Origin of the sequence: Enterobacter sp. K16B, from assembly GCF_020216105.1 — a bacterium.
Classification (GTDB): domain Bacteria; phylum Pseudomonadota; class Gammaproteobacteria; order Enterobacterales; family Enterobacteriaceae; genus Enterobacter; species Enterobacter sichuanensis.
The window spans coordinates 34,018-59,624 of record NZ_JAIWJZ010000050.1; the positions used below are offsets into that span (position 1 = coordinate 34,018).

Here is a 25,607-nt window from a genome sequence, read left to right on the forward strand (position 1 = left end):
CGTTTCAGGAACCATCGCTCATGACACAGACTTTAAGCCAGCTTGAAAACCGTGGCGCCTTCATTGAACGTCACATTGGGCCGGATGCTCAGCAACAGCAGGAGATGCTGAAGACGGTTGGCGCGGATTCATTAGACGCACTGATCGGCCAGATTGTGCCAAAAGACATCCAGCTTGCCACACCGCCTCAGGTGGGTGAAGCCACCACGGAGTTCGCCGCACTGGCGGAGCTGAAGGCTATCGCCGGCCTCAACAAGCGCTTTAAGTCTTACATTGGCATGGGCTACACCAACGTGCAGTTGCCGCCGGTCATCCTGCGCAACATGCTGGAAAACCCGGGCTGGTACACCGCCTATACCCCGTATCAGCCAGAAGTCTCTCAGGGGCGCCTGGAAGCGCTGCTGAACTTCCAGCAGGTGACGCTGGATCTGACCGGAATGGACATCGCTTCCGCGTCTCTGCTGGATGAAGCTACCGCGGCTGCCGAAGCCATGGCGATGGCGAAGCGCGTCAGCAAGCTGAAAAATGCTAACCGTTTCTTCGTGGCGGCGGACGTTCATCCGCAGACGCTGGACGTGGTGCGTACCCGAGCGGAAACCTTCGGCTTTGACGTGATTGTCGACGACGCTGATAAAGTGCTGGATCCCCAGGACGTCTTCGGCGTGCTGCTGCAGCAGGTGGGGACCACCGGTGAAGTTCACGACTACGGCGCACTGATTGCCGAGCTGAAATCCCGTAAAGTGGTGGTCAGCGTCGCTGCTGATTTTATGGCGCTGGTGCTGCTGACGGCCCCGGGTAAACAGGGCGCGGATATTGTCTTCGGCTCTGCACAGCGCTTCGGCGTGCCGATGGGCTACGGCGGTCCGCATGCGGCGTTCTTCGGCGCTAAAGATGAATTCAAACGCTCCATGCCTGGCCGTATCATCGGCGTCTCAAAAGACGCTGCCGGTAACACCGCGCTGCGCATGGCGATGCAGACTCGCGAGCAGCATATCCGCCGCGAGAAAGCGAACTCCAACATTTGTACTTCGCAGGTGCTGCTGGCCAACATCGCCAGCCTGTACGCCGTGTTCCACGGCCCGGCTGGCCTGAAACGCATTGCCAGCCGCATTCACCGTCTGGCCGATATTCTGGCCTGCGGCCTGCAGCAGAAAGGCCTCAAACTGCGCCATGCCCACTACTTCGACACGCTGTGTGTGGACGTGGCGGATAAAGCGGCAGTGCTGGCTCGCGCGAATGCCGCAGAGATCAACCTGCGCAGCGACATCCACAACGCCGTCGGCATTACGCTGGATGAAAGCACCACCCGCGACGATATTCTCAACCTGTTTAACGTGCTGCTGGGTGACGCGCATGGTCTGGACATTGACGCGCTCGACAAAGAGGTCGCGCTCGACAGCCGCTCCATTCAGGACAGCATGCTGCGTAACGACGCGATCCTGACGCACCCGGTCTTTAATCGCTACCACAGCGAAACCGAGATGATGCGTTACATGCACTCTCTGGAACGCAAAGATCTGGCGCTGAATCAGGCGATGATCCCGCTGGGCTCCTGCACCATGAAGCTGAACGCTGCGGCAGAGATGATCCCAATCACCTGGCCTGAGTTTGCCGAGCTGCACCCGTTCTGCCCGCCAGAGCAGGCGGAAGGCTATCATATGATGATCAATCAGCTTTCCGACTGGCTGGTGAAGCTGACCGGTTACGACGCGCTCTGCATGCAGCCGAACTCCGGCGCGCAGGGTGAATACGCGGGCCTGCTGGCCATCCGTCATTACCATGAAAGCCGCAACGAAGGGCACCGCGATATCTGCCTGATCCCAAGCTCCGCGCATGGCACCAACCCGGCCTCCGCTCAGATGGCGGGCATGGAAGTGGTGGTCGTGGCGTGTGATAAGAACGGCAACATCGATTTGGCCGACCTGCGTGCGAAAGCCGAGCAGGCAGGCGACAAGCTCTCCTGCATCATGGTGACCTATCCGTCCACCCACGGCGTGTACGAAGAGACCATCCGTGAAGTGTGCGAAGTGGTGCATCAGTTCGGCGGTCAGGTATACCTCGACGGCGCGAACATGAATGCTCAGGTAGGCATTACTTCTCCGGGCTTTATCGGCGCGGACGTGTCGCACCTGAACCTGCACAAGACCTTCTGCATCCCGCACGGCGGTGGCGGTCCGGGCATGGGGCCAATCGGGGTGAAAGCGCACCTGGCGCCGTTTGTCCCAGGCCATAGCGTTGTGCAGATCGAAGGCATGCTGACCCGTCAGGGGGCGGTCTCTGCGGCACCGTTCGGCAGCGCTTCTATCCTGCCAATCAGCTGGATGTACATCCGTATGATGGGCGCGGAAGGGCTGAAAAAAGCAAGCCAGGTGGCGATCCTGAATGCCAACTACATTGCGACTCGACTGAAGTCGGCCTTCCCGGTGCTCTATACCGGCCGTGACGGTCGCGTGGCGCACGAGTGCATTCTTGATATTCGTCCGCTGAAAGAGCAGACCGGCATCAGCGAGCTGGATATCGCTAAGCGCCTGATCGACTACGGCTTCCACGCGCCAACCATGTCGTTCCCGGTAGCGGGTACGCTGATGGTGGAGCCAACGGAGTCCGAGAGCAAAGCCGAGCTGGACCGCTTTATCGACGCGATGCTGGCCATCCGCATGGAGATCGATCGCGTGCAGGACGGCGAGTGGACGCTGGAAGATAACCCGCTGGTTAACGCCCCGCACACCCAGCACGAAATGGTGGCCGAGTGGAACCACGGCTATTCCCGCGAGCTGGCGGTCTTCCCGGCAGGTGTGGCAAACAAATACTGGCCGACCGTGAAGCGTCTGGATGATGTGTACGGCGACCGTAACCTGTTCTGCTCCTGCGTACCGATGAGCGAATACCAGTAATCGCGCGGGTGAAGTCATGTAAGCCGGGTAAGGCGAAGCCGCCACCCGGCTTTTTTATTGGGAGAAGAGAATGGGCATTGCACTTGTGACCGGCGCGAGCCGCGGCATCGGGAAAGCCACCGCGCTGCAGCTGGCACGCGAAGGCTATACCGTGGCGGTAAATTATCATCACAACATCAAGGCCGCGACGGACGTTATCAACCAGATTGTCAATGCCGGAGGGAAAGCCTTTGCCGTTCGCGCAGACATCAGCGATGAAGCTCAGGTGCTGACGATGTTTGACAGCCTCGATCGTGATGGCGAGCCGCTTACCGCGCTGGTCAATAATGCGGGGATCCTGTTTGAACAATCGACTATCGAGAATTTGTCCGCAGAGCGCATTAACCGCGTACTGGCAACTAACGTCACGGGTTACTTCCTCTGCTGCCGGGAAGCGGTTAAGCGCATGTCTTTTAAACATGGCGGCAAGGGCGGGGCGATAGTGAATGTCTCGTCAGCGGCGTCCCGACTCGGTGCGCCAGGCGAATATGTTGATTATGCCGCGTCCAAGGGAGCGGTTGACTCTCTGACCACCGGCTTAGCGCTGGAGGTAGCTGCGCAGGGTATTCGCGTAAACTGTGTACGACCGGGGCTGATTTATACCGATATCCATGCCTCAGGCGGGGAACCGGGCCGCGTGGACCGGGTGAAATCGTTACTGCCGATGCAGCGCGGCGGGCAACCGGAAGAGGTGGCCCAGGCGATTGTCTGGCTGCTGAGCGAGAAGGCGTCGTACGTGACGGGGAGTTTTATAGAGTTGGCGGGCGGGAAATAACCCCCTCACCCTAACCCTCTCCCCAATGGGGAGAGGGGATCAATCGTAGGCCGGTGCAAGCGTAGCGCCACCCGGCGTTACGGAGTTAGAGTTTCTCGCCGTTGCTGGCAATCACGCCTTTATACCACTCGAAGCTTTTCTTACGGGAGCGCGACATGTCGCCCGTACCGTCGTCGTGTTTGTTCACATAGATAAAGCCGTAGCGCTTGCTGTACTGGCCGGTGGTGAACGACACGCAGTCGATACAGCCCCACGGCGTGTAGCCCATCAGATCCACGCCATCATGGGTTACGGCTTTGATCATCTCTTCCACGTGAGCGCGCAGGTAGTCGATGCGATAGTCGTCGTTGATGCTGCCGTCTTCTTCGACTTTATCGTAAGCGCCGAAGCCGTTTTCCACGATAAACAGCGGCTTCTGGTAACGCTCGTACAGTTCGCACAGCGAATAGCGCAGGCCCACCGGATCAATCTGCCAGCCCCAGTCGGAGGCCTTGACGTGCGGGTTTGGCACGCTGCCTTCAAAGCCAGAAATCGCATCTCCGGTGCCGCCTTCCGCTTTGACCGCGTTGGTCATGTAGTAGCTGAAGCCTAAGTAGTCGCAGGTACCTTCACGCAGGATCTGCTCGTCACCTGGCTTCATCCTGATGGAGAAGCCACGACGCTCCCACTCATTCAGCACGTAAGACGGGTAGTAACCGCGAAGCTGGACGTCGGTAAAGACATAGCGCTCGCGCATCGATTCCTGGGCGAACATCACGTCTTCCGGTTTGCAGGAGAAGGGATAGAGCGCCACCATGGCCAGCATGCAGCCGACTTTCATCTCCGGGTTGATACGGCGCGCGGCTTTTACCGCCAGGGCGCTGGCCACAAACTGGTGATGCAGCACCTGGTACATGGTCTCTTCCGGGTTGTCGTGATCGGTATAAACCACACCTGAGCAGCAATAGCCGAACAGCGGTGCACGCCAGTTACGCTGGTTGTTGATTTCGTTGAAGGTCATCCAGTATTTGACCTTGTTTTTGTAGCGTTCAAAAACCACTTCCGCGAAGCGCACAAAGAAATCGACCACTTTACGGTTGGTCCAGCTGCCGTACTCCTGCACCAGGTGCAGCGGCATTTCGAAGTGGGAGAGGGTGAGCACCGGTTCGATGTTGTATTTCAGCAGCTCATCGAACATGTCGTCGTAAAACTTCAGCCCTTCTTCGTTGGGCTGCGTTTCATCACCTTTCGGGAAGATGCGCGTCCAGGCGATGGAGGTGCGGAAACATTTGAAGCCCATCTCGGCGAACAGCTTGATGTCTTCTTTATAGTGGCCGTGGAAGTCGATGGCCTCATGATTGGGGTAGTATTTACCCGGCACCACCTCCTGGGTGATCTCACGCGGCACACCGTGTGCGCCGCCGGTCAGAACATCACAAATGCTCGGCCCTTTACCGCCTTTATTCCAGCCGCCTTCCACCTGGTGAGCGGCAACGGCACCACCCCATAAAAAATCTTTTGGTAAGGTTAATTTTTTCATCGCTGCTATTCTCAATAAATGGCTTACTGGCATCGAGTCTAGCAAAGCGGAATTAAATGTCACGATATAACAATTTGCACTCAATGTGATTTGTTACATCAAAAAAACAGGATGTTTTATTCTGTCAGTTTCTTCGCCAGTTTACGGCCGAGAGATTCCAGAATATAGATGACGGGAATTTGCGTGGTAATATCGTAAACGCCCGCAATACGCGTCTGGGGGACATGCCAGGAGAGATTAAAATCCGCCAGTTTTGCCAGACGCGAGTGCTCGTGGCTGGTAATAGAGAGCACCTTACAATGGTGCAGGCTGAACTGGCTGGCGAAGCGCAGGATCTCTTCGGTTTCACCTGAGACGGAAAGGACAATGGCAAGTGCATTTTTCGCCATGTCATTGGTCACCGGGAAATACGGATCGTCGATATGGTTGCTGAATTTTCCAATATTTGAGAAGAAGCGTGCGCCATATTTCGCCAGCGATCCAGATGTACCAGCACCGACAAATATAATTCGCTCTGAAGATAAAATAATATCGACTGCATTATCCAGTAACGCATCGAACTCTTCGTTATTCACGCTCTTAAAAAAGCTGATAATTTCGCTGGCACCGAAATTCGCCTGCTGGGGCTCATTTTGCTCTAAATAGAGCTTAAAGCGCACGCGAAACTCCGAATAGCCTTCGCAGTTGAGTTTGCGGCAAAAGCGCAGGATCGTGGTGGTGGAGACCCCCGCCGCATCCGCCAGTTCGCGGATGGTCATGTACATCACTTTGTCACGGTTTTTAATGACATAGTTATAGACCATCATCTCAAGGTTATTGAGACTGGCAATGACGGAGTGGGTGAACATACTCACAATGGCATAACTCTCATTCAGACCTTATCTCCCAATCATAACATGCAGCCAGACGGCAGGATCCATTTTTATGCCTTTGATTCATAATGATTAAATTTTTCTGTGAACAAATGTTAGGTGAAAAATTTATTTATGTCTATGATTTTTAGGTATAAATTCTGAAATGAAATTATTTTAGCTAACAGGTGTTCACTGGAATCATTCTCAGTTAGCATAGTGATGCGATGAATAATCATCTTTTGTTTTTCCCGGAGTTTTGTATGGTGAGTAGACCATTAATCGCACAGGGATATTCGCTGGCTGAGGAGATAGCCAACAGCATCAGCCACGGCATTGGCCTGGTGTTTGGGATTGTCGGTTTAGTGTTATTACTGGTACAGGCGGTGGATACCAACGCCAGCGCGATGGCCATTACCAGCTACAGCCTGTATGGCGGGAGCATGATCCTGCTGTTCCTGGCCTCGACGCTGTATCACGCGATCCCGCATCAGCGGGCCAAGATGTGGCTCAAGAAATTTGACCATTGCGCTATCTATCTTCTTATTGCAGGTACCTATACGCCGTTTCTGCTGGTGGGGCTCAACTCACCGCTGTCGCGCGGCCTGATGATTGTTATCTGGAGCCTGGCGCTGCTGGGGATCCTGTTTAAGCTGACCATCGCGCACCGCTTCAAGGTGCTGTCGCTGGTGACTTATCTGACGATGGGCTGGCTGTCGCTGATTGTGGTGTATCAGTTGGCCGTCAAACTGGCGGTAGGAGGCGTGACCCTGCTGGCCTTAGGTGGCGTGGTGTACTCGCTCGGTGTGATTTTCTACGTCTGCAAGCGTATCCCCTACAACCATGCCATCTGGCACGGCTTTGTGCTGGGGGGCAGCGTGTGCCATTTTCTGGCGATTTATTTGTATGTGGGGCAGGTGTAGTTTTTTGTCGGATGGCGGCTTCGCCTTACCCGACCTACGGGATCTGTAGGCCCGGTAAGCGCAGCGCCACCGGGCGATACAGCATCACTCTTCCAGAGAATACGGCAGCGGCTCAATGCTCAGCGTATTCGCATCGTCACGCACGCGGAACACGCTGTCGGTTTCCATGTCGTTATTCATCACCGCCTGCACCAGAAGACGTCCGTCATCCAGCTGTACGGCGGCTAACACGGTGCCGGTACGGCGCCAGTTATCACCCATCTTCAGCTCGAGATCTTCGCCGGCTTCCGGTACGCGGCTGGCGTGACCTGCCAGCGTCCACAGCGCACGTTTGTTTGCCCCGCGGAATTTAGCCCGCGCGACCATCTCCTGGCCGGTGTAACAGCCTTTTTTAAAGCTGATGCCGCCCAGCGCCTGCAGGTTGGTGGCCTGAGGAATAAACTGCGCGCTGTTGGCCGCGTCAATGACCGGCAGGCCCGCTTCGATATTCAGCGCCAGCCACTGCTGGCTGTTGTTGAGCTGCGCTTCGCCGCGCAGCGCCTCGGTTACGCGCTCGGCCGTTGCGGCATCCGTGACTAACAGGAAACGCTCCGCCGGGTGTTCAAACCACAGAATGGACGTCGTGCCTTCGCTGACCACCTGCTTTTCTGCATCCGGCAGTTCACTGAACAGGTTTTTCAGCGCCGCACGTGCCTGGAATCCGGCCACGCCCAGCAGGACATGTTCGTCGTCCGGGGCGATAGTGACTTTGGAAAAGACGGCGTACTTTTTCAGCTCTTTGAGCTGTGCGTCACGCAGGCTGCGACGCTCAATAAAGGCAAAGCCGTCATGACGGCGGAACAGACGCAGGTTGCTCCACATCTTGCCTTTTGGGTCGCAGTGCGCGGCCAGCAGGTGCTGGTGTTCGGTCATCTGACTGACGTCGGCTGTCACCTGGCCCTGCAGGTATTTTTCGGCGTCGGCACCGGTGAGGGTTGCCAGCGCCCAGTCATCAAGAGAAATAAGCGTCAGCGGCAGACGCGCAGAGGCGGCGGGCTGGCGAGGAGAAAATGGTGTAAATGCCATAACGATATCCTGAATTGCTTAACGCTTTGATAATGCCTAATGGTAAAAGAGCCTGCAGGCAATGCAAGCGCTTTCAACAGGTCATTTGTGCCTTAAACCGCTTATGCGTAGCGCCACGCAAAATAGTGTAATCCGCTGTCTTCGTAGGGTTTATTCTGGAAGCTGACTCGTTGATCGCAATATTCCAGTAAAGAAACGGTCAAAAACACGTTACACTAACGAGTGTCCCCGTAGAGAAATAAAGAACACTGAACGGGGCGCCGACTGTGCCAAACGTAATGCAGGAAACTGAACATGGATATTAACAACAAGGCCCGTATCCACTGGGCGTGTCGTCGCGGCATGCGTGAGCTTGATATTTCCATCATGCCTTTCTTTGAATATGAGTATGACAGCTTAAGCGATGAGGATAAGCATCTGTTTGTTCGCCTGCTTGAGTCTGACGATCCGGATTTATTCAACTGGCTGATGAACCACGGCAAACCCGCCGACACCGAGTTGCAACGGATGGTGCAATTAATTCAAACACGGAATCGGGAACGTGGTCCTGTGGCAATCTGATCTTCGCGTCTCATGGCGCTCGCAGTGGATGTCGTTATTGCTCCACGGCCTGGTTGCGGCCATTGTGCTGCTGATGCCATGGCCGCTGAGCTACACGCCGCTGCGGCTGCTGCTGCTGTCGTTTGTTGTATTTGACAGCGTACGCAGCCAGCGTCGCATCAATGCCCGTCAGGGAGAGATCAAATTACTGATGGATTCCCGCCTGCGCTGGCAGGGAACAGAGTGGGATATCCTCGGTATGCCCTGGATGCTCAATACCGGCATGATGTTACGGTTACGCAAGGTAGAAGGCGGACGTTGCCAGCATCTGTGGCTGGCCGCTGACAGTATGGATGCGGCCGAGTGGCGAGACCTGCGCCGTATGCTGTTGCAACAGACGACGCAGGGGTAATGCGCGTTAGCTAAACTTTTCCGCCATTTCGCCAAGAATCTGCTCGCACCAGGTTTGCAGGCGTTCATCGCTGAGATCGTACTGGTTGGTTTCATCCAGCGCGAGCCCGACAAACAGCTCGCCGTCGGCAATAATCGGTTTTTTACTGGTGAACTCGTAACCCTCGGTTGGCCAGTAGCCGATGAACGACACCCCTTTCGGCGCCAGCTTATCGTGCAACATGCCCAGGGCATCCAGGAACCACTCCCCGTAACCCAGCTGATCCCCCATGCCGTACATGGCAACGATTTTGCCGTCGAGATTGACTGAATCGAGCTGATCCCAGATGGCTTCCCAGTCTTCCTGTATTTCACCGAAATCCCAGGTTGGGATGCCGAGGATCAGCACATCGTACTGCTCCATCAGCGCGACCGCGTCATCTTTCAGGTTATGCAACGTCACCAGTTCCGGGCCAATGATGTCGCGAATTTTTTCTGCCGCCATTTCGGTGTAGCAGGTGCTGGAACCATAGAACAGACCAATATTCATCGCGTAACTATCTCAATTCTTGCGTTGACTTTGCGCGTAGTGTACCAGAAACCGGTCACAATCAGGCATAATGGCCTGACTGCAGAATCAAAGGGGCTGACGTGGAAAAGGATCTCGCACTGATCGAACAGTTTCTCGATGCACTGTGGCTGGAGAAAAATCTGGCCGAGAATACCCTCAGTGCCTACCGTCGCGATCTCACCATGCTGGTGGAGTGGCTGGCGCACCGGGGGTTATCCCTTGCGAGCGCGCAAAGTGACGACCTGCAGGCGCTGCTCGGGGAACGTATCGCGGGGGGCTACAAAGCCACCAGTTCCGCACGTTTACTCAGCGCCATGCGTCGGCTGTTCCAGCACCTTTACCGGGAGAAGATCCGCGAAGACGATCCCAGTGCGCTGCTGGCATCGCCGAAACTGCCGCAGCGGCTGCCGAAAGATCTCAGCGAAGCACAAGTTGAGAGATTATTACAGTCACCGGCAGTTGACCTGCCGCTGGAGTTACGCGATAAAGCCATGCTTGAGCTATTGTATGCTACCGGCTTGCGCGTTTCGGAACTGGTTGGCCTGACGATGAGCGATATCAGCCTGCGTCAGGGCGTGGTGCGCGTCATAGGTAAAGGTAACAAGGAACGGCTGGTACCGCTGGGTGAAGAGGCGGTGTACTGGCTGGAAACGTACCTGGAGCACGGCCGTCCGTGGTTGCTCAACGGTGCGTCTATCGACGTCCTGTTCCCGAGCCAGCGCGCCCAGCAGATGACGCGGCAAACGTTCTGGCATCGCATCAAGCATTACGCCACACTGGCGGGTATCGACAGTGAAAAGCTGTCGCCGCACGTATTGCGTCACGCCTTTGCGACGCATCTGCTGAACCATGGCGCCGATCTGCGCGTGGTGCAGATGCTGCTGGGACACAGCGATCTTTCCACGACGCAAATTTACACCCATGTCGCGACGGAACGCCTGCGGCAGCTACACCAACAGCACCACCCTCGAGCGTGAGTGCCGACGAATTGTAACAGGATCAACTATGAAAAAGTCTTTCGCGCTGTTCACCCTGCTGGCAGCCTCATTTACCGGTTTCGCCCATGCGGATGACACCGCCATTAAACAGTCGCTGGCGAAGCTTGGCGTCACCAGTAGCGATATTCAGCCAGCCCCGGTTGCCGGCCTGAAAACGGTGCTGACCAACAGCGGCGTGCTGTACGTCACCGAAGACGGCAAACATATGATTCAGGGCCCGCTGTACGATGTGAGCGGCGCGCAGCCGGTCAACGTCACCAACCAGCTGCTGATGAAAAACCTGAACGCGCTCGAAAAAGAGATGATCGTCTATAAAGCGGCGCAGGAAAAACACGTTATTACCGTCTTCACTGACATCACCTGCGGCTACTGCCACAAGCTGCATGAAGAGATGAAAGACTACAACGCGCTGGGCATTACCGTGCGTTACCTGGCTTTCCCGCGTGCAGGCGTGCAGAGCCAGCCGGAGAAGGACATGAAGGCTATCTGGTGTGCGAAAGACCGCAACAAAGCGTTTGATGATGCGATGAGCGGGAAAGAGATTAAGCCAGCGTCCTGCGACATCGACATTGCTAACCACTACGCGCTGGGCGTGCAGTTTGGCGTGAACGGTACGCCTGCGATTGTGCTGAGCAACGGTTACGTTGTTCCGGGCTATCAGGGACCGAAAGAGATGAAAGAATTCCTCGACGCCCACCAGAAACAGTTTGGTGGTAAATAATCCGCGTGAAAGCCCCCATAAAATTGCGCCGCCGCGAGGCGGTTGAACCGGTTGATTTGCCAGACGATCTCTCACCGCTGCTGAAGCGCCTCTATGCCAGCCGCGGCGTGCGCCGCGCTGAGGATCTTGAACGCAGCGTGAAAGGGATGCTGCCCTGGCAGCAACTGAACGGTATCGAAAAAGCGACCGAGATGCTCTACGACGCGCTGCGCGAAGGCACGCGTATTGTGGTGGTAGGGGATTTCGATGCCGACGGCGCAACCAGCACCGCGCTGAGCGTACTCAGCCTGCGCGCGCTGGGCTGCGATAACGTCACCTATCTGGTGCCGAACCGTTTTGAAGACGGTTACGGCCTCAGCCCGGAAGTGGTCGATCAGGCCCACGCCCGCGGTGCGCAGATGATCATGACCGTGGATAACGGCATCTCCTCTCATGCGGGGGTCGATCATGCCCATCAGCTGGGGATCCCGGTGCTGGTCACCGATCACCACCTGCCGGGCGAAACGCTGCCTGCGGCGGAAGCGATCGTTAACCCAAACCTGCGCGACTGTGAATTTCCCTCTAAATCTCTCGCGGGCGTAGGCGTGGCGTTTTATCTGATGCTGGCGCTGCGCACGCTGCTGCGTGATAAAGGCTGGTTTGAATCCCGCGGGATTGCCGTACCGAACCTGGCTGAATACCTCGACCTGGTGGCGCTGGGTACCGTCGCGGACGTGGTTCCGCTCGATACCAATAACCGTATCCTGACCTGGCAGGGCTTAAGCCGCATCCGGGCAGGCAAGTGCCGTCCTGGGATCAAGGCGCTGCTGGAGATTGCCAACCGCGACCCGCTCAAGCTGGCGGCCAGCGATCTCGGCTTTGCCCTCGGGCCGCGCCTGAACGCCGCCGGAAGGCTGGACGATATGTCCGTCGGGGTCGCGCTGCTGTTGTGCGACAACATCGGTGAAGCGCGCGTGCTGGCCAACGAGCTGGACGCCCTGAACCAGACCCGTAAAGAGATTGAGCAGGGGATGCAGGCCGAAGCGCTGACCCTGTGTGAAAAGCTCGAGCGCAGCGGCGATACGTTGCCGGGCGGCCTGGCGATGTATCATCCCGAGTGGCATCAGGGCGTGGTCGGCATTCTGGCGTCACGCATTAAAGAGCGTTTCCACCGGCCGGTGATTGCCTTTGCCCCTGCGGGCGACGGCACGCTGAAAGGCTCCGGCCGCTCGATTCAGGGTCTGCACATGCGCGACGCGCTGGAGCGGCTCGATACGCTCTACCCGGGTCTGATGATCAAGTTCGGCGGCCATGCGATGGCGGCGGGGCTGTCCCTTGAAGAGGCGAAGTTCGACGAGTTTCAGCGTCTGTTTGGTGAGCTGGTCACCGACTGGATTGACCCGGCCCTGTTGCAGGGAGAAGTGGTGTCCGATGGCGAGCTCTCACCGCTGGAGATGACGATGGAGGTGGCGCAAATGCTCCGCGATGCGGGTCCCTGGGGGCAGATGTTCCCGGAACCGTTGTTCGACGGCCGTTTCCGTCTGCTGCAGCAGCGTATCGTCGGCGAGCGTCATCTGAAAGTGATGGTTGAGCCGGTCGGCGGCGGGCCGCTGCTGGACGGCATTGCCTTCAACGTGGACACGTCGATATGGCCGGATAACGGCGTGCGCGAGGTTGAACTGGCGTACAAACTGGATATCAACGAGTTTCGCGGTAACCGCTCCCTTCAGATCATCATCGACAATATCTGGCCAATTTAGCGGCAGTAATCTCTATAAAAAAGGGCGTGGATTCGGTACAATCCCGCTCTTATCACCGCATTTTGACTAGTCCATAAAAGAAAACAGACCATGTTTGAAATTAATCCGGTAAAAAACCGTATTCAGGACCTCACGGAGCGCTCTGACGTTCTTAGGGGGTATCTTTGACTACGATGCCAAGAAAGAGCGTCTTGAAGAAGTAAACGCCGAGCTGGAACAGCCGGACGTCTGGAACGAACCTGAACGCGCACAGGCGCTGGGTAAAGAGCGTTCCTCTCTCGAAGCTATCGTAGATACGCTGGATCAAATGGCTCAGGGGCTGGAAGATGTTTCCGGTTTGCTGGAGCTGGCTGTAGAAGCCGACGACGAAGAAACCTTTAACGAAGCCGTAGCAGAACTCGACGTGCTGGAAGAGAAGCTGGCGCAGCTTGAATTCCGTCGTATGTTCTCCGGTGAGTACGACAGCGCTGACTGCTATCTCGATATTCAGGCAGGTTCTGGCGGTACCGAAGCGCAGGACTGGGCCAGCATGCTGATGCGTATGTATCTGCGCTGGGCTGAAGCGCGCGGTTTCAAAACCGAAATTATCGAAGAGTCTGAAGGTGAAGTGGCTGGTATTAAGTCCGTCACCATCAAGATCATTGGCGACTACGCATACGGCTGGCTGCGTACCGAAACCGGCGTACACCGTCTGGTGCGTAAGAGCCCGTTCGACTCCGGTGGCCGTCGTCATACCTCCTTCAGTTCCGCGTTTGTTTACCCGGAAGTGGATGAAGACATCGACATCGAAATCAACCCGGCGGACCTGCGTATCGACGTTTACCGCGCATCCGGCGCGGGCGGACAGCACGTTAACCGTACGGAATCTGCGGTACGTATTACCCACATTCCAACCGGGCTGGTCACGCAATGCCAGAACGACCGTTCCCAGCATAAGAACAAAGACCAGGCCATGAAGCAGATGAAAGCGAAGCTTTATGAGCTGGAGATGCAGAAGAAAAATGCTGAGAAACAGGCGATGGAAGATAACAAGTCTGACATCGGCTGGGGCAGCCAGATCCGTTCTTACGTCCTTGATGACTCCCGCATCAAAGACCTGCGTACCGGGGTTGAAACCCGCAACACGCAGGCGGTGCTGGACGGCAGCCTGGACCAATTTATCGAAGCAAGTTTGAAAGCAGGGTTATGAGGAACCAACATGTCTGAACAACAAGCACAGGGCGCTGACGCGGTAGTCGATCTTAACAACGAACTGAAAACCCGCCGCGAGAAGCTGGCAGCGCTGCGTGAGCAGGGCGTGCCGTTCCCGAACGATTTTCGTCGTGACCATACCTCAGACCAACTGCACGCTGACTTCGACGCGAAAGAGAACGAAGAGCTGGAAGCGCTGAACGTTGAAGTGGCCGTTGCAGGCCGCATGATGACCCGCCGTATCATGGGTAAAGCCTCCTTCGTGACTCTGCAGGACGTCGGTGGCCGCATTCAGCTGTACGTGTCCCGTGACGATCTGCCGGAAGGCATCTACAACGAGCAGTTCAAGAAGTGGGACCTGGGCGATATCCTGGGCGCGAAAGGTAAACTGTTCAAAACCAAGACCGGTGAACTGTCTATCCACTGCACCGAGCTGCGTCTGCTGACCAAAGCCCTGCGCCCGCTGCCGGACAAATTCCACGGCCTGCAGGATCAGGAAGCGCGCTATCGTCAGCGCTACCTGGATCTCATCTCTAACGATGAATCCCGCAAGACCTTCAAAATTCGCTCCCAGATCATGGCCGGTATTCGCCAGTTCATGGTTAACCGCGACTTTATGGAAGTGGAAACCCCGATGATGCAGGTGATCCCAGGCGGCGCGTCTGCGCGTCCGTTCATCACCCATCACAACGCCCTGGATCTGGACATGTACCTGCGTATCGCGCCGGAACTGTACCTGAAGCGTCTGGTGGTCGGTGGTTTCGATCGCGTGTTTGAAATCAACCGTAACTTCCGTAACGAAGGTATATCCGTTCGTCATAACCCAGAGTTCACTATGATGGAACTCTATATGGCGTATGCGGATTATAAAGACCTGATCGAGCTCACCGAATCCCTGTTCCGTACGCTGGCACAGGATATTCTGGGCACCACCCAGGTCCCTTACGGTGAAGAAGTCTTCGACTTCGGCAAGCCGTTCGAAAAACTGACCATGCGCGAAGCGATCAAGAAATACCGTCCGGAAACCAACATGGCGGATCTGGATAACTTCGATTCTGCGAAAGCGATCGCCGAAAGCATCGGTATCAAGGTTGAGAAGAGCTGGGGTCTGGGCCGTATCGTGACTGAGATCTTCGAAGAAGTGGCCGAAGCGCACCTGATTCAGCCGACCTTCATCACCGAGTACCCGGCTGAAGTTTCTCCGCTGGCGCGTCGTAATGACCAGAACCCGGAGATCACTGACCGCTTTGAATTCTTCATCGGCGGCCGTGAAATCGGCAACGGCTTTAGCGAGCTGAACGATGCGGAAGATCAGGCTCAGCGTTTCCAGGACCAGGTTGATGCGAAAGCGGCAGGCGACGACGAAGCGATGTTCTTCGACGAAGACTACGTGACCGCGCTGGAGCACGGTCTGCCACCAACGGCAGGTCTGGGAATTGGTATCGACCGCATGGTGATGCTGTTTACCAACAGCCACACCATCCGTGACGTGATCCTGTTCCCGGCGATGCGTCCGGTGAAATAAGTCGAAACGACGTAAAAAAAAGCCCCGAAAGGGGCTTTTTTATTGCGCGGCGAACGCTCTGAGGGCGTCTCGCGCGGCCGTCGCTTCCAGCACCATCCACGGGCTAAAGCTCCAGGGCGCGGCATCGAGGGCGTGGAATAACGACTCCAGCGTAACCCATTCGAACGCCATCACTTCATCGTGATTAATCCGCAGCTCGCTGGTGATGCGTGCTGCGAATACCGGGCAAATCTCGTTTTCAACGATCCCGGAAGGATCGGTTTCGCGGTAACGAAACTCGGACGCCACGGGGGTAATATCGGTAATTTCAGCGCCGATCTCATAGCGGCAGCGTCGGATAATGGCCTCTTGCGTCTCTTCACCCGATTGCGGATGCCCGCAGACGGAGTTCGTCCAGACGCCCGGCCAGGCTTTTTTGCTTAACGCGCGCCGGGTTACCAGACATTCACCGTTGTCGTTAAACAACCACGAGGAGAACGCCAGATGCAGAGGGGTGTGGGTCGTGTGCGCGGCGTACTTTTCCTGAGTGCCAATCACCTTTCCCTGGTCGTTTACCAAAATAACGTGTTCTTGAATACTCATTCCTGCTCCAGTGCCAACGATGCGGATGGTTCTGCACCATCAGCAGAGCAGCATTATACGGCATTCTTATACGAACGGTTTGTCTCCAGGAGCGGAAAAGGGCTGACCCTTCACTCTTCAGGCTGGTATTATAGGGCGCCATTCACGCTGACCGAGGATCTGTTTTGTTTGCAGGAAGCCTGATGAGAAAACCCATCACCGCCATTTTTTGTCTGACGCTGACGCTATTACTGGCAGGCTGTTCAGGAAGCAAATCATCGGATATGGGCAGCTATACCGGTTCGGTCTATACCGTTAAGCGCGGGGATACGCTGTATCGCATTTCGCGTGCGACCGGGACCAGCGTGAAGGATCTGGCACGGCTCAATAATCTCTCTCCGCCTTACACTATCGAGGTGGGGCAGAAGCTGAAGGTTTCCGGCGGTTCGTCCGCAGGCAAAAAATCCTCCTCGAAGGGCAAAACCGCGAAAGTGACGCCGTCTTACGCGGTGCCGCAGTCTTCCTGGCCGCCGGTCGGTCAACGCTGCTGGATCTGGCCGGCCAGCGGTAAAGTGGTGCTGCCGTACTCTCTTTCTGAAGGTGGTAACAAAGGTATTGATATCGCTGCCGCACGCGGTACGCCGGTTTATGCCTCCGGTGCCGGGAAGGTGGTTTACGTCGGTAACCAGCTGCGCGGCTACGGTAACCTGATCATGATTAAGCACGGCGAAGACTACATCACGGCCTATGCGCACAACGACACGATGCTGGTCAACAACGGACAGAACGTGAAGGCAGGGCAGAAGATCGCCACGATGGGCAGCACAGGCACGGACACGGTGAAGCTGCATTTCCAGATCCGCTATAAGGCGACGGCCATCGATCCGCAGCGTTATCTTCCTGCGCCCGGCAGCAAACCGAAGTGCTAAGTGATTATTTTATCGCCGGTTAGTGGTGAAGAGGCTTGTATGAAGAAGCGTAAGGTCTATAATGCCTTACGCACCTCAAAGCGGGCGTAGTTCAATGGTAGAACGAGAGCTTCCCAAGCTCTATACGAGGGTTCGATTCCCTTCGCCCGCTCCATGACCATTCTTAAAGTCTACTAACTTACTGAATCCTAAGGGACATGGCTTAAAGCCTTCCGATAGTTTTACTCACTGTAACCAACACTGTGACTAACTTTGTTGACGTAGTGAGCAGACCTAAGGTCTCAGTACATGCTCAACTCAAGAACCTACCTTTATCAGCGTAACGGTGTCTTTTACATCCGTCTTAGGATGAAGACCACTGGTCGCCTGACCGCTTCGCTTCCTTCTCACAACCGTTATAAACTAGCGTCAGTATCACTACGGACCAAGGACAGACGTACCGCTATGGCTCACTCACGGCACATCAAGTCAGCACTTAAAGCAATCCACGCAGATAACCCTAACGCCTCTTATGAGGAGCTACGGGAGCACCTGAAGACCATTGTCGAGTGGGAACTTAGTGTCAGCCGCGATGACCTGAACGACCCAGAGTCCTACCAGCTTTACGTTGACCAGTACGACGACATTAAGTCCAACCTTCGGGAAGCTGTAGCGACTGAGCGTCTGACTGTAGACCAGCATCGATATATCAATGACGTTATCGGTGTACTTAAAGCCTGTCAGGATAGACTCAAGGGTGATAGCTCTGGCCTGTTGTCTTACCTTGAGCCTGAGACTGGCAGTCTAAGACCGTCCGTCTCCCTATCTGTATTGGCAGAACCTGAAGTCCCTAAACATAAAGCTCTGACCCTCGCGTCTCTCATTGAGCAGTACGAGCAGGAGAACGCCCAGAACTGGAAGCCAGCGACCCTAAGCGAGAACCGAGCGTCGCACTCTACGCTAATCGAGATATTCGACTATCTGGATATTCAGGATGTCGGCAAGGCGACCCGTTCAGATATGCTCAGGGTCCGTGAAGTCCTCCAGCAACTACCGAAGAACCGCAAGCAACGCTTTAAGGACATACCGCTGTCTGACCTGCTGAACCGAGAGTCTAAGACTGACTGTCTGGATGTCGTAACCATCAACAATAAATATCTTATCAAGATGGCTGCTGTCTTTAAGTGGGCGGTACGCAACGACCTGATAGCTAAAAATCTGACAGAAGGTCTTGAGCTGAAAGTCCCGCAGCGTAAAGCCTCCGACGCTCGTGATGCGTTCAGTCCTGAGCAGGTGGGGCAACTACTGGTCGCCGCTAAAGCGTACTCTCAGAAGACCTCAGGTAAGCCATATCATTATTACGTCACCGCTCTGGCTGCAATCACTGGAGCAAGACTTAACGAGGTGGCCCAGCTTCAGGTCAAAGACGTCAGGGTCACTGAGGCCGGGACCGTGTATATCCATATCAACGAAGACGATAGCAGCCTACCGGGTAAAAGTATTAAGAACGCTCATAGCGACCGCTGTGTCCCGCTGGTCGATGGCGCTTATGGTTTTGTACTGGCTGACTTTATGTCGCTTGTGGAAGACCGTAGAAAGACTGCGGGTGATGATGCTATGGTATTCGATGGCCTCAAGCTGATGAAGAACGGCTACGGTGAGCAGGTGAGCAAATGGTTTAACCGAACGTTACTACCTAAAGTCCTCGCTGACCGTAGCGGCTTAGCGTTTCACTCGTTTAGACATACAGTTGCGACCCAGTTAAAACAACATGGGGTCGAGTTAGCGTATGCTCAGGCGATTATGGGTCATAGCTCAGGGTCTATAACTTACGACCGTTACGCTAAAGAGGTCGAGGTAGACAGATTGGTTAATGTGATGGCGGGTATTTATAAGGAGACGGAAGTAAATGGCTGAGTATTATCCGGCGGTGTTTGAAGCAGAGGCGTTTAACTGTCCTTATTGTAATGTTTACGCGAAGCAGCATTGGCGGTCAATGTATGGGCTAGCTAGTAATTCGACGAGCATGCAAACAGACTTCCGCCTGTCACGTTGTCTGCACTGTGAAGAGATAGCCTATTGGTACAAAGGGTCAATGATGGTTCCTGCTGCTGGTAACGTTGAACTGCCTAATCCTGACATGCCAGAAGACTGCAAGTCCGACTACATGGAAGCCAGAAGCATCATTAATCTGTCTCCTAAGGGCGCTGCTGCACTCCTGCGCTTGAGTCTTCAAAAGCTGATGGTCCACCTCGGGGAACCGGGGAAGCATATCGACACGGACATTAAGTCCCTTGTAGCTAAAGGGCTGTCTCCACTGGTCCAGCGAGCTGCTGATATCTGCCGTATCGTTGGCAATCAGGCGGTCCATCCCGGACAGATTAACCTTGATGATGACCCTCAGTTAGCGCATGGTCTCTTTAAGCTGCTGAATATTATTGTGACTGAGCAGATTACTAGACCGAAAGAAGTTGAGGCCATGTTTAACAGTATGCCTGAAGGACAGCTTAAGGGCATTGAAGACCGGGACAGGAAGGCGAGGGAAGGACAGAAAGCCGCTAACGAATAAACCCTCACTATAGGGGGGACTAAACTATCACTATAGGGAGAGACCCTAAGTCCCCACCTTAATAGCAGTCACGACCATCGCTAGCACGCTAGCCACACACACATTCATTAAGTCTCAGGCTTCCGGTAGCGGACCGATTGGAAACCATCCGCAGACGCCTAGTGTTAAATCACCTTGGCCTGAGACCATTCTCTTTTAACGTAGCTATCTCTCTCCTTTGACAGGCGGAGAACATCAGACCTCAGCGGAACTTCCGTCTATGAGACTATCGGTGTGCGAGATTGTGAAGAACCAAGACACAGTAGCGAGCAAGCTACGACTCATTGCTGAGGTCTGCCATCCATTGTGGACAGGCGGAAACTCAAAGAGGTTAGACCAGTAGTGGTGTCTGAGGTTGGACTTTGAGTCCTGACCAGCAGGCTGGAGGAGACCATGAGTTTATCTTGTTATGGATTGTGTTATCACAATTCCAATAAAGAGAACTTTAAGTCCAGCCTCCAGTCCTGTCAGCCCGAAGTAAACTATGGTCGCTATGATGTGGTCTCCATACTTCGGGTCTAACTGGAGGTCAGATTATGGCCTTATCAGGTAGCAAATCTTATACCCTCACTATAGGGAATGGACCCTTAGCTATCACTATAGGGACCATACATTCCGCCTCTGGTCTTGATGCGTCAAGTTATGCGGAAGCTCTCCCGACATTAAGTCTTTCTCCATACCAAGGCTAGCAAGACAGCCTGTCCGACTCCCAGCCCGTTAGCGTTCTCGTGTCTTCATTATGACTTGGGTCTATCGCCGCTCACCATCTGGACGTCGGACATGCTGTCTTGCACCTTTATCACTACTGGTCATCGCAGACCACATCACAATTACCTCAAGTCATTCTGTTTGCGTCCTGTTGCCTGCTGGTCTCCCTTTACGTGGGGGCTTGAGTAGGTCAGTGGGGTGCGACTTCAGGGTGCAAACAAAAGGAGTACACGTAAATGTCCCAACAAGAAATCAGCATCATTAACCTCGACCAGCTTGTGTCCATGACCTCAGTTGAAATTGCGGAGCTGACAGGCAAGGAGCACCGAAATGTCCTGCGCGATATTCGCAATATGGCTGAGGAGCTTAACGCGCTCAAAACTGAGCTGGTTGGCGAGGAAGTATACAAGGACGCTAAAGGCGAGAGCCGGGTAATGTACCGTCTCGACCGTAAGCATACTTTTATTCTGGTCGCTGGCTATTCCGTTCACCTCCGCGCCAAGTGTTACGACCATATTCAGACGTTAGAGCGTCGAGTCCTTCAACTGGAAGACCAGAAGAAGCGAGCAGCCATTCAGTCTGCTAACCGTCGAGGCGTGACTTGGGGTGACTACTGCAAAACCTATGGTCTACCCGCTCAGAAGCTAATGACCGCACTTCTTCAGCATCGTGGTCTCTTTCGTAAGAATCCAATCAGTAACGAGTGGTCTGTAAATCCAAAGTATTCCGACTGCTTCCGTATCATTAAGCCGTCAGACCAGAAGTTCTCAGCAGGTGGTTATAACTTTCGCTTCAACGCTAAGGGATTGGAGGTCTTCGGTAAGCCTGCGATAGTCGATAAACTGCGAGGCATCCTTATTGCCTTCACTGGCACCGACCAGCAGAAGCAAGAGCATCTCCTGAAGCAGGCCCAATCCGGCAAGCTGGAGGGACTCTAAGATGATTGACCCGCGCACACCTGAGGGCCGCATGACTCTCCGTTACCGTGGCTACCGGACTGAAGTCATCCTGAAGGAGCTTGGTCTAGACACGGAAGATGAGACCCGCCAGCACCAATCACGAGACGAGCTAATAGCGCAACTGGTCGCTATGAAACTGCCGTCAGCTAGCAAGCTAGCGCCTAACCGTTAGTAGCTCACCTACTCAATACCTAATTTAAACCTTTTGAGATGACCGATGCGGGGAGACGCCGCAGGACTAAACATGCCTGTGGTCGACCGATAGTCTCAACCTCAAGAGGAGAAATGAACATGTTATTCAACAACAACGACTGGAAACTGTTAGACACCGACATCAATCTTTACGAGAACACTGTGAGTTTGGACGGTCAGTCCTATCCGCTGTCGCTCGCTATCAAGACCCTCATTCCGGGCTACCTGTCAGGCCTGCCGTCTACCAGCCGTGAGTCTATGGAGTTACTGGAAGCTCTGGCTGAAGCTGGCGTGGCCATTGGAAACTTCTTCAGTAATGACCTGATGACTGCCTACCAACGCCGCCAGATGAATAAACGTATCGAGGCTGAGCGTATCACTAAAGAGCTGGCGTCTCAGAAAGAGCGTACCCGCGAAATGTTCATGACCGAGGCCGAATGGCAGAAAGAGCTACAGCGCCGCGAACAGGTCAAAACTGAACGCCGGACCTATGGTGAGAACCTCCGCAGCGCTACCCATTCTGCTGGTCGTTCCAAGGCTTCAATTATGGCTGACCTCGATAGTGGCGCTAACTGGATGGATTCCATCTAAGAACACACGGTCCCTGACTTACCGTTAGGGACTTCAAATATCTGACTCAAGGAGATTGATTATCATGACTCTGACTAAAGACGCTTTACAGTTCGGCATTGAGCCTGTTCGTATCACCGACACCGACAACCTTCAGATTAACGAAGGTCTGCCGACCAACGCAGACCCGCAGGTCTATGCCTTCCAGTTAGCTAAGCTGGTGAAGACCATGCTCAATTCAGTGCTTAAAGACGCTCAGGATAACATCCCGTTCCCGGTAGAAGTCCTGCCGACCCGTAACAGCTTACCGACTCCAATCATTGCTCACACTCTGGCTGACCGCTCTGTGCTGGTCCCTGTCCGTGGTGGCAAGCGACCTGAAGTCGTGACCGCTCCGTCTGGTACTGAAATCACCGTCGAGCCGATTGAGCAAGCTATCCTCGTGTCCCACCAGACCAAGTTATGGGACCAGAAGTCCTCTACTGGTTTCACTCAGGGGACGCTCCAGCAGGACGCTCTGAACATCTGCGATAACGTGGTCCGTACCATTAACTCTAAAATGGTTGACGTTCTGGAGTCCTCTAAGCTGCTGAAGACCGTCGAGCTTCCGGTCCTGACAGGTAGCCTGACCGCTAAGGCAGACACTATCATGGACGCGCTGTATGAGAACACCGAGTCCTCTTTCGGTTCTGAGGTTACTGACTATGGCATCATTGCCCATGAGTCACACCTCAAGGCTCTGTCCCGTCTGGCTGCTAAGCAGGGCTTCGGCGGTGAAGACGCTATCGTCGATATGCTGGGGACAGACATCGCCTATTACAACGGTGAAGACCGTGGCGTCTTCATGATGGCTAAGCGGCTCACGGCTCTGAGCTTCGGTTGCTTCCGTCACGATGGTGAGAACATTACTGTGGTCCTTTCACGTGATGGCGACAGCCAGTCCAATGACCTTGAAATCCTCGGTAAGGTCTTCGTGGTCGCTGAAGCTGCTACAACTATTAAGATGGGGACTGGTAGCGCTACTGCCGTCCTGCCTGTAGTCAAACGCCTGAGCTTCACTAAAGAAGCCAACTAACAATAACGACTATTGGTCAGACTTCCGAACTGGATGTCTGGCCTTTATTTTGTACTAGTAATCTAGTTCATGAATACAGAAGGGAGGGCCAAATGGACCTACACAAAGCCTATCTCGTGGTCTTCCTGCTGAAGCTGGCTTTGGTAGTCGTGCTGATGGTCTGGCCCAAAGACTGATACTGATGGGTTTTGACTGAAAAATGTGAGAGACCATCTAATATAATAAGCCTGATGATTTACCCCCGTAGCCCGACCCTCAGTCAGACCAAAGGGCCGGGCAGTCAGTGACTGTGTTCTATTCCTTTTGTGGGAATGTTACGTGCTTCAAGTCTTGACCGTCAGCCTCTCGATGTGTAACCATCACTGTAACCACTGGATTCATCAGTCTTTAAGAAACAAGAGGTTAGCTGGTTGTCCTCGGCTCCCTTCGCCCGCTCCAGTCCATTAAAAGCCTTATAAATCAATGATTTATCTCTAAGGTGATGTGACCAAAGTACTGCTATTTACCCTGAAAGTTGTCGCGATTTGTTGAACGGTGAACAGGGAGTTTAGTAAAGCGCTGGCGGTCGTTCCACTGGTCATACCGCGATAGCCCATCATGAACTGAAAGCCGCACATCCGGCATGATTCCCTGAAACTTACAGCGAGGCATATTTTGCCCGATGCTCCCTTATGCCACCCGTCGATATGACGTTGCAGGGAATAAACAGTTTTTTCGTACCTGCGAGCGATATGCAGGCTCTGTCTCCGTCTGGCTCACGGTTCCTTAGCGATACACGAGCGCCCTGATAAACCCCGCTGTCTGACATAACCCTGATGATGTCGCTGCGTTCCGCTTGATGTTGTATCACCAATCGGGCATTAGGCTTGCTTTTCCTACCGTCTGGACTGGCTTAAAAATAGGCTATTACATTGGCAACATAGATCTTTCAAGGAGATGGAAGGATGAGCACCAGAGCGGAGATAAAGGATGGGGCGCAGTTTGACGTTTTGCGCAGGGGGATCATTTATACTGAGGTGCTTGGCTGGGTTGACATGGGGCATGCTCGGGGTAGTGATATCATGGAGCTTAAAAGCCAGTTTATCGCGGGGGAGCGTAGCGGTAAGCCTTCCTACATAGTGATGTATCGGCAGGATATGCACTTTGTGAAATTCAATTCACAATTCGGCGTAGGCAAGTTCTCCCGCTGGGAGATTAAACGTGGCCGGAGTACCGAGGATATTAACAGAATCATGCTGGCGATGATGATGAATACAGCAGCTCGATTTGAAGGCTTGCAAAGCCTGCGAGCTTTCTCTTGGTACACTGATAGTGGCTTTAGTGGTGAAGACTTGGTTTCTGATCTGTTCGGATTCCATCGAGCTATTATGCCGGGACGGTACGGCTACCGCCTTAAACCCGTCCGATTCTGTTCCCTGACCCGGACGATCCGTGTGTGCGTCACCAGCCGTATACGGTGAACCTGCCGCATTTTATGACATGGCTGAGGCCGTGGGATGATTTTACCTCTGGTATTGTCAAAGTTATTACAGACAATGGAATGTCACTTGGTTACACAAAGGTGAAGTGATGATTCGTAAATTATTTAAATGGAGCGTCTTGGTATTAATTACGGTTGTTATCCTTTGCTGGTTATTTGTCTATTTTATTGCATCCGGTATCAATGAAGCGACCACATACACTGAAAATGATTTTTTCAATTATCACTCCCTGACTGATAAAGATATTGAAAAGGCTCCGCGTATATCGAACGATTATTACTTTGAATCGCACCCCGGCGATGGATACGCCCCCTCAAACACGATCATTTTTAGGGGGGTATCTGGTGTTGAGCTGTTGAGGGCTTATTTGACTAAGTTGGGCTATACCAGACAGAGAGGCGGATCGAGGGAGGCGGAGATATGGACGAAGCCTGAACAGATGAATAGTGATCTCTTTTACCTGCGCTATGATGCTGCTACTAGTGAAGCAGAACTAACAAAGGAACTGAATAACTGAATGTCCGCTATTGGTTGAACCGACCCGGCATGATTGATAGTCTGAGATTAATCCCAATACTAAAATCAGGCCGGACATGGGCTACTACAAAAAGTAAGACGCAGGGAAGCGCCAGTATGTCGAACTCCATTTTCGGCTACGGGCGTGTCTCTACCACTCAGCAAGATACGGAGAACCAGAGGTTGGAGCTTGAGCAAGCTGGTTGGACGTTTGACTTTTGGCTTGCCGATATTGTTAGCGGGAAAGTTCAAGCAATTCAGCGTAAAGCGTTTTCTGAAATATGCCCC

The 25,607-nt window shown here is 54.1% G+C and carries 22 protein-coding genes, 1 tRNA gene and 2 pseudogenes; 20 read left to right on the top strand and 5 right to left on the bottom strand.

The window, feature by feature from the left end; translation table 11 throughout:
• The first annotated feature begins 20 nt into the window (after window positions 1-20).
• Both gcvP and LDK53_RS11450 read left to right on the top strand, forming a co-directional pair.
• On the top strand, window positions 21-2,894 hold the full coding sequence (gcvP, locus tag LDK53_RS11445; RefSeq protein ID WP_225287240.1) for an aminomethyl-transferring glycine dehydrogenase: 2,874 nt from the start codon (window positions 21-23) through the stop codon (window positions 2,892-2,894).
• Window positions 2,895-2,964: 70 nt separating this feature from the next.
• Window positions 2,965-3,708: an SDR family oxidoreductase gene (locus tag LDK53_RS11450; RefSeq protein ID WP_059384950.1), complete on the top strand. Its 744-nt coding sequence runs from the start codon at window positions 2,965-2,967 to the stop codon at window positions 3,706-3,708.
• An 85-nt stretch (window positions 3,709-3,793) separates the two neighbouring features.
• Here the strand turns inward: LDK53_RS11450 and LDK53_RS11455 are convergent, their stop codons facing one another.
• Window positions 3,794-5,227 carry a 6-phospho-beta-glucosidase gene (locus tag LDK53_RS11455; RefSeq protein ID WP_225287241.1) on the bottom strand — a complete coding sequence of 478 codons (1,434 nt, stop codon included), beginning with the start codon at window positions 5,225-5,227 and terminating at the stop codon, window positions 3,794-3,796.
• Window positions 5,228-5,343: 116 nt separating this feature from the next.
• Window positions 5,344-6,075 carry a MurR/RpiR family transcriptional regulator gene (locus LDK53_RS11460; RefSeq protein ID WP_045285850.1) on the bottom strand — a complete coding sequence of 244 codons (732 nt, stop codon included), beginning with the start codon at window positions 6,073-6,075 and terminating at the stop codon, window positions 5,344-5,346.
• Between the two features lie 266 nt (window positions 6,076-6,341).
• On the opposite strand from LDK53_RS11460, the gene trhA reads away from it, so the two are divergent.
• Entirely contained in the window at window positions 6,342-7,001 is a 660-nt protein-coding gene (gene trhA / locus LDK53_RS11465; protein ID WP_025757753.1) for a PAQR family membrane homeostasis protein TrhA, read from the top strand.
• Between the two features lie 84 nt (window positions 7,002-7,085).
• Here the strand turns inward: trhA and ygfZ are convergent, their stop codons facing one another.
• Window positions 7,086-8,066, bottom strand: a complete 981-nt coding sequence (gene ygfZ / locus LDK53_RS11470) for a tRNA-modifying protein YgfZ (protein WP_225287242.1) — start codon at window positions 8,064-8,066, stop codon at window positions 7,086-7,088.
• A gap of 294 nt (window positions 8,067-8,360) precedes the next feature.
• On the opposite strand from ygfZ, the gene sdhE reads away from it, so the two are divergent.
• Entirely contained in the window at window positions 8,361-8,627 is a 267-nt protein-coding gene (sdhE, locus tag LDK53_RS11475) for an FAD assembly factor SdhE (protein WP_025757757.1), read from the top strand.
• A complete protein-coding gene (locus LDK53_RS11480) occupies window positions 8,608-9,018 on the top strand; it encodes a protein YgfX (protein ID WP_225287243.1) in 411 nt (136 codons plus the stop codon). The genes sdhE and LDK53_RS11480 overlap by 20 nt, the downstream gene beginning before the upstream one ends.
• Before the next feature lie 6 nt (window positions 9,019-9,024).
• Here the strand turns inward: LDK53_RS11480 and fldB are convergent, their stop codons facing one another.
• Complete coding sequence (gene fldB, locus LDK53_RS11485; protein ID WP_025757760.1) at window positions 9,025-9,546, bottom strand: flavodoxin FldB; 522 nt, start codon at window positions 9,544-9,546, stop codon at window positions 9,025-9,027.
• 101 nt (window positions 9,547-9,647) lie between these two features.
• Here fldB and xerD point away from each other — a divergent pair, with 101 nt between their 5' ends.
• From xerD to lysS, 5 genes are all read left to right on the top strand, one after another.
• Entirely contained in the window at window positions 9,648-10,544 is an 897-nt protein-coding gene (gene xerD, locus LDK53_RS11490; RefSeq protein WP_028016949.1) for a site-specific tyrosine recombinase XerD, read from the top strand.
• Between the two features lie 28 nt (window positions 10,545-10,572).
• Complete coding sequence (gene dsbC / locus LDK53_RS11495) at window positions 10,573-11,286, top strand: bifunctional protein-disulfide isomerase/oxidoreductase DsbC (protein ID WP_225287244.1); 714 nt, start codon at window positions 10,573-10,575, stop codon at window positions 11,284-11,286.
• 5 nt (window positions 11,287-11,291) lie between these two features.
• The gene (gene recJ, locus LDK53_RS11500; protein ID WP_045285848.1) at window positions 11,292-13,025 is read left to right on the top strand and encodes a single-stranded-DNA-specific exonuclease RecJ; all 1,734 of its coding nucleotides are present in this window, start codon (window positions 11,292-11,294) and stop codon (window positions 13,023-13,025) included.
• A gap of 90 nt (window positions 13,026-13,115) precedes the next feature.
• Window positions 13,116-14,214, top strand: a protein-coding gene (gene prfB, locus LDK53_RS11505) for a peptide chain release factor 2 (protein ID WP_095908218.1) whose coding sequence is annotated in 2 segments (ribosomal slippage) — window positions 13,116-13,190 and window positions 13,192-14,214 — 1,098 coding nt in all. Because the reading frame shifts where the segments join, the coding sequence is not laid out codon by codon here.
• 9 nt (window positions 14,215-14,223) lie between these two features.
• Window positions 14,224-15,741: a lysine--tRNA ligase gene (gene lysS / locus LDK53_RS11510; protein ID WP_021242046.1), complete on the top strand. Its 1,518-nt coding sequence runs from the start codon at window positions 14,224-14,226 to the stop codon at window positions 15,739-15,741.
• Window positions 15,742-15,780: 39 nt separating this feature from the next.
• On the opposite strand, the gene idi is transcribed toward lysS, so the two are convergent.
• Window positions 15,781-16,323 carry an isopentenyl-diphosphate Delta-isomerase gene (gene idi, locus LDK53_RS11515; protein ID WP_045285847.1) on the bottom strand — a complete coding sequence of 181 codons (543 nt, stop codon included), beginning with the start codon at window positions 16,321-16,323 and terminating at the stop codon, window positions 15,781-15,783.
• A gap of 164 nt (window positions 16,324-16,487) precedes the next feature.
• Between idi and actS the strand changes: the two genes are divergently transcribed.
• From actS to LDK53_RS11570, 10 genes and pseudogenes are all read left to right on the top strand, one after another.
• Window positions 16,488-17,231, top strand: coding sequence for an amidase activator ActS (gene actS / locus LDK53_RS11520; RefSeq protein WP_375166458.1), 744 nt, complete (start codon window positions 16,488-16,490; stop codon window positions 17,229-17,231).
• Window positions 17,232-17,311: 80 nt separating this feature from the next.
• Window positions 17,312-17,385: transfer RNA gene (locus tag LDK53_RS11525), tRNA-Gly, on the top strand.
• Between the two features lie 134 nt (window positions 17,386-17,519).
• Complete coding sequence (locus tag LDK53_RS11530) at window positions 17,520-19,127, top strand: site-specific integrase (RefSeq protein ID WP_225287245.1); 1,608 nt, start codon at window positions 17,520-17,522, stop codon at window positions 19,125-19,127.
• On the top strand, window positions 19,120-19,779 hold the full coding sequence (locus tag LDK53_RS11535; protein ID WP_225287246.1) for a DUF4145 domain-containing protein: 660 nt from the start codon (window positions 19,120-19,122) through the stop codon (window positions 19,777-19,779). The genes LDK53_RS11530 and LDK53_RS11535 overlap by 8 nt, the downstream gene beginning before the upstream one ends.
• 983 nt (window positions 19,780-20,762) lie before the next feature.
• Window positions 20,763-21,464: a Rha family transcriptional regulator gene (locus LDK53_RS11540; RefSeq protein ID WP_060682233.1), complete on the top strand. Its 702-nt coding sequence runs from the start codon at window positions 20,763-20,765 to the stop codon at window positions 21,462-21,464.
• 312 nt (window positions 21,465-21,776) lie between these two features.
• Complete coding sequence (locus LDK53_RS11550; protein WP_225287247.1) at window positions 21,777-22,268, top strand: hypothetical protein; 492 nt, start codon at window positions 21,777-21,779, stop codon at window positions 22,266-22,268.
• A gap of 64 nt (window positions 22,269-22,332) precedes the next feature.
• A complete protein-coding gene (locus LDK53_RS11555) occupies window positions 22,333-23,322 on the top strand; it encodes a hypothetical protein (RefSeq protein ID WP_225287248.1) in 990 nt (329 codons plus the stop codon).
• A 944-nt stretch (window positions 23,323-24,266) separates the two neighbouring features.
• Window positions 24,267-24,892, top strand: a pseudogene (locus LDK53_RS11560) (hypothetical protein).
• A complete protein-coding gene (locus LDK53_RS11565; protein ID WP_225287249.1) occupies window positions 24,892-25,320 on the top strand; it encodes a hypothetical protein in 429 nt (142 codons plus the stop codon). Before LDK53_RS11560 ends, LDK53_RS11565 begins: the two are co-directional and overlap by 1 nt.
• 116 nt (window positions 25,321-25,436) lie before the next feature.
• A pseudogene (locus LDK53_RS11570) lies at window positions 25,437-25,601 on the top strand (recombinase family protein); the annotation flags it as partial.
• Between the last annotated feature and the right edge of the window lie 6 nt (window positions 25,602-25,607).

Coding starts and splice junctions, on each gene's coding strand:
- LDK53_RS11450 (WP_059384950.1), top strand. CDS start 2,965: ATGGGCATTGCACTTGTGACCGGCGCGAGCCGCGGCATCGGGAAAGCC.
- ygfZ (WP_225287242.1), bottom strand. CDS start 8,066: ATGGCATTTACACCATTTTCTCCTCGCCAGCCCGCCGCCTCTGCGCGT.
- LDK53_RS11455 (WP_225287241.1), bottom strand. CDS start 5,227: ATGAAAAAATTAACCTTACCAAAAGATTTTTTATGGGGTGGTGCCGTT.
- idi (WP_045285847.1), bottom strand. CDS start 16,323: ATGAGTATTCAAGAACACGTTATTTTGGTAAACGACCAGGGAAAGGTG.
- dsbC (WP_225287244.1), top strand. CDS start 10,573: ATGAAAAAGTCTTTCGCGCTGTTCACCCTGCTGGCAGCCTCATTTACC.
- fldB (WP_025757760.1), bottom strand. CDS start 9,546: ATGAATATTGGTCTGTTCTATGGTTCCAGCACCTGCTACACCGAAATG.
- LDK53_RS11460 (WP_045285850.1), bottom strand. CDS start 6,075: ATGTTCACCCACTCCGTCATTGCCAGTCTCAATAACCTTGAGATGATG.
- LDK53_RS11565 (WP_225287249.1), top strand. CDS start 24,892: ATGATTCGTAAATTATTTAAATGGAGCGTCTTGGTATTAATTACGGTT.
- LDK53_RS11550 (WP_225287247.1), top strand. CDS start 21,777: ATGTTATTCAACAACAACGACTGGAAACTGTTAGACACCGACATCAAT.
- LDK53_RS11540 (WP_060682233.1), top strand. CDS start 20,763: ATGTCCCAACAAGAAATCAGCATCATTAACCTCGACCAGCTTGTGTCC.
- sdhE (WP_025757757.1), top strand. CDS start 8,361: ATGGATATTAACAACAAGGCCCGTATCCACTGGGCGTGTCGTCGCGGC.
- trhA (WP_025757753.1), top strand. CDS start 6,342: ATGGTGAGTAGACCATTAATCGCACAGGGATATTCGCTGGCTGAGGAG.
- LDK53_RS11535 (WP_225287246.1), top strand. CDS start 19,120: ATGGCTGAGTATTATCCGGCGGTGTTTGAAGCAGAGGCGTTTAACTGT.
- lysS (WP_021242046.1), top strand. CDS start 14,224: ATGTCTGAACAACAAGCACAGGGCGCTGACGCGGTAGTCGATCTTAAC.
- LDK53_RS11530 (WP_225287245.1), top strand. CDS start 17,520: ATGCTCAACTCAAGAACCTACCTTTATCAGCGTAACGGTGTCTTTTAC.
- gcvP (WP_225287240.1), top strand. CDS start 21: ATGACACAGACTTTAAGCCAGCTTGAAAACCGTGGCGCCTTCATTGAA.
- LDK53_RS11555 (WP_225287248.1), top strand. CDS start 22,333: ATGACTCTGACTAAAGACGCTTTACAGTTCGGCATTGAGCCTGTTCGT.